6 protein-coding genes are annotated in these 6,733 nt (G+C 44.9%); 1 reads left to right on the top strand and 5 read right to left on the bottom strand.

Annotation, left to right across the window (positions count from 1 at the left end; all coding sequences use genetic code 11):
• Positions 1-240 (top strand): hypothetical protein (locus Q0605_RS07015; RefSeq protein ID WP_298705440.1); only part of this gene is annotated, 240 nt, incomplete at its 5' end.
• 21 nt (positions 241-261) lie between these two features.
• On the opposite strand, the gene Q0605_RS07010 is transcribed toward Q0605_RS07015, so the two are convergent.
• The 5 genes from Q0605_RS07010 to Q0605_RS06990 all read right to left on the bottom strand — a co-directional run.
• Positions 262-2,505: a DNA translocase FtsK gene (locus Q0605_RS07010; protein WP_298705443.1), complete on the bottom strand. Its 2,244-nt coding sequence runs from the start codon at positions 2,503-2,505 to the stop codon at positions 262-264.
• Positions 2,506-2,664: 159 nt separating this feature from the next.
• Positions 2,665-3,909 carry a type II secretion system F family protein gene (locus tag Q0605_RS07005; protein ID WP_298705438.1) on the bottom strand — a complete coding sequence of 415 codons (1,245 nt, stop codon included), beginning with the start codon at positions 3,907-3,909 and terminating at the stop codon, positions 2,665-2,667.
• On the bottom strand, positions 3,906-5,654 hold the full coding sequence (locus Q0605_RS07000) for a GspE/PulE family protein (RefSeq protein ID WP_177389147.1): 1,749 nt from the start codon (positions 5,652-5,654) through the stop codon (positions 3,906-3,908). Before Q0605_RS07000 ends, Q0605_RS07005 begins: the two co-directional genes overlap by 4 nt.
• 5 nt (positions 5,655-5,659) lie before the next feature.
• The gene (locus tag Q0605_RS06995) at positions 5,660-6,199 is read right to left on the bottom strand and encodes a hypothetical protein (RefSeq protein ID WP_177389145.1); all 540 of its coding nucleotides are present in this window, start codon (positions 6,197-6,199) and stop codon (positions 5,660-5,662) included.
• Positions 6,196-6,733, bottom strand: a 538-nt coding sequence (locus tag Q0605_RS06990) for a CDC27 family protein (protein ID WP_363317213.1), incomplete at its 5' end; no start/stop codon positions are given. The genes Q0605_RS06990 and Q0605_RS06995, both read right to left, overlap by 4 nt.

Here is a 6,733-nt window from a genome sequence, read left to right as displayed (position 1 = left end):
AAAAAACCTCGATCACATCCGCGCAAGTCGCCATTTTGCCTCAGCCGCAGAGATACAAGTGCGAGCTGTGGGGCATGGACATACAAATTTAAAAATTTAAAATTCGCAACAGGTACTGAAATTTTAAAATTCCACCGCTTCAAATCCAATAAATTTCAAAATTTTACCGACGCAGATCGATTAAATTTTAAAAATTCCGGCGCCCGCAAATCCAATAAATTTCAAAATTTCGCCGCTTAAATTTCATCAAAATTTTAAAATTTACTTGATTATGTCGCGCTGGCCTTTGGCGTTGATCTCGCTCAAAACGCCCATCTGCTCGAGCTGCTCGATGATCGTCGCGGCGCGGTTGTACCCGATACGCAAGCGGCGCTGTAGGTAGCTGATCGAGGTTTTCTCCTCCTCCAAAACGATCGCTTTCGCCTCGTCGTAAAGCTCGTCAAGCACGATATTTTGCGGATTGATTATGCCGCCTTCTTGCTTGGCGCCCTCATTTTCGATCAAAAATCGCTCGTCATAAACGACGCTTTCTTGCGCTTTTAAAAATTCTGCGATTTTGTTGATCTCGTTCTCGGTCGTAAACGGCGCGTGCAGGCGGATGAGCCCCGGCGCGGTAGGCGGCGTAAAGAGCATATCGCCCCGCCCAAGCAGGCTGTCCGCGCCCATCTGATCCAAAATCACCTTGCTATCGACCTTCGAGCCCACGCGGAAGCTGATGCGGCTAGGCAGATTCGCCTTTATCAGCCCCGTGACGACGTCTACGCTAGGGCGCTGCGTCGCTACGATGAGATGGATGCCGCTAGCGCGCGCCATCTGCGCCAAACGCGCGATGTAATGCTCTACGTCCTTGCCGCTCGTCATCATCAGATCCGCGAGCTCATCGATGATAACGACGATGTAAGGCAAAATTTCACCCCCCTCGCGCAGCATCTTTTCGTTATAGTTATCGATATTCTTCGTCCTATTTTGTGCCATGAGCGAGTAGCGCTGCTCCATCTCCGCAACGAGATTACTTAGCGCGATGATCGCCTGCTTAGGCTGCGTGATGACGGGCGTTAGCAGGTGCGGGATGTCGTTGTAGATACTGAACTCAAGCATCTTCGGATCGATCATTATAAGGCGCAGGCTCTTGGGCGAGTTGCGATACAAAAGACTAAGCAGCATGGCGTTGATGCCCACGCTCTTGCCGCTTCCGGTGGTGCCTGCGATGAGAAGGTGCGGTAGCTTCTTAAGATCGGTGACGAAAGGCTGGCCCACGATGTCCTTGCCAAGCACGATGGTAAGCGGACTGGAGGCGTTTTTGAACACGTCGCTTTCTAAAATTTCGCGCAGATAGATCGTATCGATATTTTGATTCGGAATCTCGATACCCACGACGTCTTTACCAGGAACCGGCGCTTGGATGCGGATGGTCTGCGCCCTAAGAGCCATCGCGAGATCGTCTTGCAGCGTTAGAATTTTACTTACCTTGATATGCGCGGCAGGGCGAAACTCAAATGTCGTAACGACCGGGCCCGAGTAGGTCCGCACCACGTCGCCGTCGATCTTAAATTTACGCAGCTTATCGAGCAGGTCGTAAATTTTACGATCGATCTCGCTCTCGTCGATATTGCTTTTCTTTTTCGGCGGCAAATTTAAAAAGTCAAGCGGCGGCAGTTTAAAATCCTTGGGCTTAGCCACTCTGCCCTTATCGAGCTGATCCAAAAGCCTTTTATTTTCGGCGACCTCACTTAGGCGCTCGACCCTTTTTAGCCTGCTCGGCTTTCCCTTTTGCGGCATTTTAAGCTCGCGTTCAGCGGAAGCCTGCGGACCCTGTGCATCACTGAAATTATGCTCATTTTCAGGCTCGCGAGTATCGTTTAAATTTTGTAAATTTTGCTCGCCTTCAAAACCACGTCCGCTTGCACCCTGCTCCGCAAAATTACCCTGTTTCGCCGAATTGTCCTCTGCGCTCAAAGTGTCATTCAAAGCGTTAAAATTTTCCGCACCTCTCAAGCCCTGCGCAGACGAATGCCTTGCAAGCCCGCCCCTTTGCAATGTATCCGCGTCGCTAGCGAAATCATCTCCAATTTCATCCTGCGAGCTTTCATCTCTTGAGCCAATAAAGCAGTTTTTGATGATGTCGGTAAAACGATCTTCGAATATAAGTACTAGCGAAAGCACAAAAATCGTAATATTAAAAATCCACACACCGACGCTTCCGATCATTCGCCTAAGTCCGTCCACCGCGAAGCTGCCGACTGCTCCGCCACTAGCGCCAAAGAGACTCGACTGCACCATCAAAATGGTAAAAAACAGCAAAATGGCTCCGATGCTAAACTCAAAAAATCTAAAGTCAAAACCGCGAAAATGCTTATAGGCTACGTATGCTAAGGCGAGCAAAAATAGCGGATAGATGTATGCAAAATAGCCGAATAGCTGGGTATTAAACGAGCGGATGGCATTGCCTGCGCTGCCCACAAGCGCGGAATCGGGCGCAATAGTAGCAAGCCCAAAAAATATTATGATAGCCGATACGACGATAAAATATACTTCTTTAACTATGATTGATCCTTAAATTTAAAGCGATATTTTAGCCAAACGAAGGTTAAAATTTTATTTGAAGGACGAAATTTTAATGCTTTGATAAAATTCCGCGCCCTCGCAGGCGCGGAATTAAAGGGGTTAGTTTTTGACGGCTTTGCCCAAATCCCACATAGGCATAAAGATACCAAGAGCCAAAAGAAGAACCATGCCCGCCATAAAAAATAGCATGATCGGCTCTACGTAGCTTGAGATATTATCGATGATATCGTCGAATTTCTCTTTATAATAATCCGTGACGTTGCCAAGCATCTTATCGAGGTTACCGGCCTGCTCGCCCGCGCTGATCATCTGAATAAGCATACTTTCGTAAAGCCCTGTATTGTTAAATGCCTCTGTTAGGCTCACACCTTGCTGTACGGCAATTTTAACGGTAGAGAGCTTCTCTTTTAAAGTATGATTATCCACCATTAAAACAGATGTATCCAGCGCATCTGCAATAGGAATACCCGCTCGCACGAGCTCTGTAAAAATAAGCATAAATCGCGACATCGTCGAGAAAAATATGATCTTACCAAATAGATAGACCTTTAAAATCGTCTTGTCAAAGCCCTTTTTAAACTCATCGTTATTGCGATATGCCCATCTAAGAGCTATGATAGTGCCTATGATGCCCGCTAAAACAAAAATTCCATAATTATTAAGAGTACTTTCGATGCCAAGTAGAATTCTAGTAGGTAGTGGCAAATCCGCGCCCAAATCCTCAAAAATCTCGCGGAATTTCGGCACGACATACATCATCAAAACCGAAAACGCAATCGCCATAACAATCATAAGGATCATAGGATAACGCATCGCCTTTTTAAATTTACGCTGGTTTTCCCAAAGCTCTTGAAGCATAGCGGCAAGCTTGGCTAGAGACTCTGCCATATTACCGGTTGCTTCACCAAGGCTTACCATCGCAACGACGACATCACCGAGCTGACCTCTAAATTTCTCCGTAGACTCTGTCAAGCTAAGACCTGCGTTAAGATCATCGTTCATAGCACTAAAAATCTCTTTTAGCGTCTTATCCTCTGCCGCCCTTGCGACCTCTTTGATCGAGTCGTGGATTGAAATTCCGGCATTTGTCATAACGGAAAGCTGACGGATCGACGCTACTAACGGCAACGTTCTAACTCTTCCGCTTCCACCTAGCATGCGCGAACCCTGCGCCTTAAAATCGCCGCCCGTATTGGCTACGACTTGGGTTTCACCTCTTTTTACAATCGTTCCGCCTACGCGCTGCTTCATGAGGTTGTTTGCTTGCACCTTATCGCTGGCTTGCAAAAACATCTTTCTTCTTGCGCCCTTGGCGTTGTATTCAACTTCTAATTGCTTTTTCATTGTTTAGCCACCCTATAAATTTCTTCTATACTAGTTACTCCGCGCGCAGCACGTATAACACCATCTTCAAACATATCTATAAAACCCTCCTCCTTCGCCAAGGCCCTCATATCGTCCTTTGAGCCACCGTTAGCGATCAAGCTCTGCATTTTATCGGTAATAGGTAAAATTTCACTAATCATCTCACGCCCCATATAGCCCGTCTGACCGCATTGATCGCAACCTACGGCCTTGAAAAATGTGTATTTTTCAGGCAAAAATTCCTTCAGCTGATCAAGCATCGATTTAGGCAGATTTGTAGGCTGCTTGCAGTGCGGGCAAAGCTTTCGCACAAGACGCTGTGCCTCTACCGCAATCAGTGCACCACTTATGAGGTAGGCCTCTATACCCATATCCACTATTCGCGGAATCGCGCTAACGGCGTCGTTGGTGTGTAGTGTCGAGAAAACCAAGTGTCCCGTAAGAGCAGCCTGGATCGCAATTCTAAGGGTCTCTTGATCACGAATCTCACCGATCATTATGATGTCAGGGTCTTGTCTTAAGATCGAGCGCAGTGCTGAAGCGAAGGTAAGACCTGCTTTTTCGTTAACTTGGACTTGTTGGATTAAATTTACTTGATACTCTACCGGATCTTCTACGGTAATAACCTTAGTATCGATATTTTTAATATCGTTTAGCGCTGCATATAGCGTCGTAGACTTACCGCTTCCCGTAGGTCCGGTAACCAAGATAATACCATATGGAGCCTTCATAGCGTTATTAAATTTCTTAAAGCTATCAGGGTGCATGCCTAGTTTTTCGAGGCTGATGATAACCTTCGATTTATCAAGGATACGCATAACGGTAGATTCGCCGTTGATGATAGGCAGCGTCGAGATACGAAAGTCATATTCGCGACCTGAAATTTTCATACTAAACCTGCCGTCTTGCGGCTTGCGACGCTCGGCGATATCCATATTCGAAAGTAGCTTCAATCGGCTTACTAGCGGCGGATAGATATCCTTATCAAAGATAAAAATTTCAGCAAGCATTCCGTCTATTCTGGTACGCACGACGCAGTTATTCTCGGTAGGTTCGATGTGAATATCGCTACCGCGCATCTTAATAGACTGACTAATTATCATCTCAATGAGCTTTAAAATCGCCGAGGTATCATCGCTACTTCCGCTACCGCCGGTGTTAGCAAGCTCTTTGCGGATCTCCGCTACGAGCCCTTTAATGCTCTCTGAAAGCTCAAGTTTAGATAGATATTTATTTACTTGATTTGGATCGGCTACTACGATTTTAAGCAGCTGTTTACTAAACATAGCCTGCGCTTTATCTTGCGACTCAAGATTAAACGGATCAGAAAAAGCAACGTAAATATTCAGATCATCCGCTTTAACCGGTATCACGCCGTATCTTTTAAGCTGTGCGGTAGGAGTGCGTTCCGATAACCTAAAGTCTATGTCAATATCGTCTAAATTCATATATGACAGGTTCATTTTCTTAGCTAGAATTTGCAAAAATTCCTTCGGATCCATCGAAAATTTTTCGCTTATATCGTCAAATGCTATCTGACGACGCTTGTATAACTCAACTAAAATCGAGCAAAAATCATCCTGGCTTAGATAGTTATCTCCAACTAAAACCTCGCCTAGCGTCAAGCCGATATCCATCTTGTCTTTAATTTCCGGAACAACGGTGCTAGTAAGGATATTGTTTCGTATTAAAATCGCAACGATCTGCTCTTCAATCTTCGTCATCGCGATCACCAATAAATTTTAATCGAGCTAAGCTTATCGCCAGCATAAATTGCAATTACCATCTTTTTTACCTCTTCCTCTTCTTTGATAAAAAGCTCGGCACGCTCGCCGTTTTCTAGGGTAAAGACATACGTATCACTCTTTTTTACGTATGCTCTCTCCGTAAATTTATCAAAAATTTCAGACAAAATATAATTGATCTTAGGCGTGCGTATATAGCTAATATCCACGCCGTCGCAAAGCGCCAAATAAAGCATCTTTTTTTGAAAAATTATGGTCGAATAAAGAGAAGCGTTCTCGCGAGCCTCTTTGGTTTTATAAAGCATCACCGTAGGCACGACGAGCTCATTTACTTTATCCATCTTGAGGCACGCTTTAGCATACATATTTGCAAGTGCCTCGCTCTGCTCCTCGATGAATAAATTTCGCACGCTTTCTTGGCAGATACGGTTATACTGACCGATCTGATCCCAGTTGCGCACGTCATCGGCACTAACTGCAAATAACGACGCGATCGCAAAAGCTAAAATATATAAAATTTTCATAGTTTGTCGCTTCTTATCTTTGAAATGAGGTTAGAAATTTCGCTATTTTTCGCCTTTGCATTAAAGGTCTCAAGAGCGTAAAGCGCGTCTTCTTTACGACCCTTTTTATAATTGGCTTTAGCAAAAATTATCCAGCTGGCGACGTTGTCCTTATCAAGCTCATTTGACGTAAGAGCCCATTTAATCGCATTGTCGTAGTCTTTCTTATTATACGCTTCTTCGGCTAGCGATAGCGAATACTCAATCTTATTCGTCGCGTAAAATTTACTCTCCAAGCTCTGCTTATCTTCGCTTAAATTTGAAGTTTTTATCTCAATTCTAGAACTTAGCGGAGTGCTACTTGCGGTATTTGTAGAACCTCCAGAGAAATTTGATTTAGGCGGCAATGGAGCACGCCCAAAATCTATAACCTCGTTTTTAGGCGGCTGATTTGCAAAAGCTGCGTTATTGGTATTAGGCACATTAAATGCAGGAGCATTTTGATTGCCAAAATTCTGTCCGCCAAAATTTTGACCGCCGAAATTTTGCGCCTGA

Origin of the sequence: uncultured Campylobacter sp., from assembly GCF_938017705.1 — a bacterium.
GTDB lineage: Bacteria > Campylobacterota > Campylobacteria > Campylobacterales > Campylobacteraceae > Campylobacter_B.
Note: the sequence above shows the minus strand (reverse complement) of the source record. Positions and strands in the feature narration are given on the sequence as shown.